Origin of the sequence: Mumia sp., assembly GCF_028803055.1 — a bacterium.
In the GTDB taxonomy this organism is placed as follows: domain Bacteria; phylum Actinomycetota; class Actinomycetes; order Propionibacteriales; family Nocardioidaceae; genus Mumia.
Genome location: NZ_JARBCJ010000265.1, coordinates 1 through 3234 on the forward strand (window position 1 = coordinate 1; position 3234 = coordinate 3234).

Genomic DNA, 3234 nt, shown 5'->3' on the forward strand with positions numbered 1-3234 from the left:
CGTACCAGCAGGAAAAAGATCTTGCGGGCGCCCCAGATTGCGCGTGTCCGCGCCCAGGGCGACCGCGTGTAGCTCGAGTCGACCATCGGTCCCTTTCCGTCCGAAGCCTAGCCCCGCTCGGGGACAGACCCCGTGTCGCACGGCTACTGTACGCGCGATATCCCGCGGGTCCACGCACACCCTCCGGGTCTGGCCTCGCGCCACAAGTTACTCTCTTGGGCGTGACTAGGATGCGAAACGTGGCCGTCGTGCTGGCGGGCGGGACCGGCACGCGCGTCGGGCTGTCGATCCCGAAACAGCTGATCAAGATCGCCGGCAAGCCGATCATCGAGCACACGATCGCATCCATGCAGAGGTCACCGCTGATCGACGAGATCCTCATCCTGATGGCCCCAGGTCACCTGGACCCCGTGCGGGCGATCGTCCGCAACGGTGGCTACGACAAGGTGACCGCGATCCTCGAGGGCGCCGAGACCCGCAACGCCACGACAGAGCGGGCGCTGGCGGCACTCGGCGACACCGAGTGCAACGTCCTCCTCCACGACGCCGTACGCCCCCTCGTCTCGCAGACGATCATCGAGGACGTCGTGGCGGCGCTCGAGGAGTACGAAGCCGTCGACACGGTGATCCCGTCGGCCGACACGATCGTCTCGGTCCACGAGGACACCGGCACCATCGCCGACGTCCTGCCCCGGCACCTGCTGCGGCGCGGACAGACCCCGCAGGCTTTCCGGCTCTCGGTGATCCGGGCCGCGTACGCCGAGGCCGCCAAGGACCCCGACTTCGTGGCGACGGACGACTGCACCGTGGTCCTGCGCTACACGCCCCACGTCCCGATCACGGTGGTCGACGGGCACGAGCGCAACATGAAGGTCACCGAGCCGATCGACGTCTACATCGCCGACAAGCTGTTCCAGCTCGCCTCCGCCGAGCGCCCGGCCGCCCTCTCCGAGTCGGAGCAGGCTGCGGCGCTCGAGGGCAAGACGATGGTGGTCTTCGGCGGGTCGTACGGGATCGGCGGCGACATCGCCAAGACCGCCGAGCGGGCCGGCGCGACAGTCTTCACCTTCTCCCGCTCGGCGACCGGCACCCACGTCGAGCGTCGTGACGAGGTCCACGCGGCCGCTGCCGAGGTCCTGGCCAAGACCGGCCGGATCGACTACGTCGTCAACACCGCGGGGGTCCTGCCGATCGCTCCGTTGTCGGAGACGAGCGAGGAGACCATCTACAACGCGACCGAGGTCAACTACCTCGGGCCGATCTTCATCGCCCAGGAGTTCTATCCCCACCTGGCCGAGACGTCCGGCTCGCTGCTGCTGTTCACCTCCTCGTCCTACACCCGCGGGCGCTCGGGATACTCGCTCTACTCGTCGGCCAAGGCGGCCGTGGTCAACCTGACGCAGGCGCTCGCGGACGAGTGGGCGGGGCGGGTCCGCGTGAACTGCGTCAACCCCGAGCGCACGGGCACGCCGATGCGTACGAAGGCCTTCGGCGACGAGCCGGCGGGCACGCTGTTGTCGTCCGAGGAGGTCGCCCGACAGTCGCTGGACGTCCTCCTCTCGGCACAGACCGGGCACGTGATCGACATCCGCCGCGAGAACGGCCCCGCGGCAATCACGAATGGCTGACGCCGGTCTGGCGCCGCCCGAGGCGGGGCGGGTCACCGCCGCTCGGGCGGGGGACGCCCTGACCGAGGTCGGGAATGCCGGGGCGATCGCCATCGCCACGGCGGCCGCCCTGACGGGCGCCGTCCACGCCGTGGTCGTCGCGGTCCTCCTGGCCGTGGTGGCCGCGCTCGGCTTCGACGCGTGGCGCTTCGTGCGACGAGACGACCTGCCGCCCACCGTGGAGCGACTGCTCCTCGGGCACGACGGCGCGCTGCGCGGCGCCGTCGGCGCTGCGGTCACCGTCTGCTTCGTCGCGTGGGGTGACTCCTCGGCCTGGGGCGCCTCGCTCGCGGCGCTGACGAGCATCGGGATCGTCGTCCTCGAGCCCGTCCTGAGCCAGGCCCGTCAGTACCGCGTGACCTTCGTGGCCAACGTCCCCGGACTCACACCAGCGCCCAAGCAGATCGACCTCGAGGCCGCCGCCACAGGGGCCCACCTCGGCGCGCTGGCGTTCGGCGCGATCGCCGCGGGGCTGGGCCTGTCCGCGTGGTGGTGGGCAGCGGTGACGCTCGTCGCCGCCCTGCCCGACGTGATCATGGGGATCAACGCCGTGGCGCGGATGCGCGCCGGCCGGCGCATCGAGGCCGACCTCCCGGCGGCCGTCGAGGCCTACGCGCCCCAGGCGATCGTCTACACCGCCTGGCCCGACGACGGCACGCACCAGGTCACCATGTGGCTCCCGTACCTCCAGCGGACGGGCCGACGACTGCTGGTCGTCACGCGCCACAACTACCCGGCCGAGCTCCTCGCTCAGCACACCGACCTTCCCGTGGTCATGCGACACGGATCGCGCGATCTGGACGACCTGGTCGTCCCGTCGCTGACCACCGCTTTCTACGTCAACGCGTCGTCGGGCAACAGCATCTTCGTCCGCCACCACCAGATCACCCACGTCTTCCTGGGCCATGGCGACTCCGACAAGCCGACGTCGTACAACCCGACCCACGCCATGTACGACCGCATCTTCGCCGCAGGCGAGGCGGCCGTCCGCCGTTACGCGGCCCACGGGGTGGCCATCCCGCGCGACACCTTCGACGTCGTCGGCCGACCGCAGGTCGAGGGCGTCCGGCAGGTCGAAGGCCCGGTCCCCGCAGACCCCACCGTCTTGTACGCACCGACGTGGCGCGGGCACGTGGACGAGACCGCGTACCACTCGCTTCCCATCGGCACCGAGATCGTCGCGGCGCTGCTCGAGAGGGAGGCGACGGTCGTCTTCCGGCCGCACCCGTTCAGCTACCGCTTCGAGACCGACACGGAGACCATCCGGACCATCCACCAGATGCTGCGCGAGGACGCGGAGCGCACCGGGCGTCAGCACGTCTACGGCCACCGGGCCGAGCGCGAGATGTCGGTCTTCGACTGCATCAACGCCGCCGACGCGATGGTGTCCGACGTCTCGAGCGTCGTGGTGGACTGGTTGTTCTCGGGCAAGCCGTTCGCGATGACCGCGATGACCGAGAACGGTCGTGACTTCGTCGCCCACTACCCGATCGCCGCTGCCTCGTACGTCATCGAGGGGGACGCCTCCACCCTCCCTCAGGCGCTCGACGCGATGCTCGGCAGTGAT

General features: G+C 70.2%; 2 protein-coding genes. Both read left to right on the forward strand.

Annotation, left to right across the window (positions count from 1 at the left end; translation table 11 throughout):
• The first annotated feature begins 230 nt into the window (after window positions 1-230).
• Entirely contained in the window at window positions 231-1628 is a 1398-nt protein-coding gene (locus PV363_RS16780; RefSeq protein ID WP_301022950.1) for a bifunctional cytidylyltransferase/SDR family oxidoreductase, read from the forward strand.
• Window positions 1621-3234, forward strand: a 1614-nt coding sequence (locus tag PV363_RS16785) for a CDP-glycerol glycerophosphotransferase family protein (RefSeq protein WP_301022949.1), incomplete at its 3' end; no start/stop codon positions are given. The genes PV363_RS16780 and PV363_RS16785, both read left to right, overlap by 8 nt.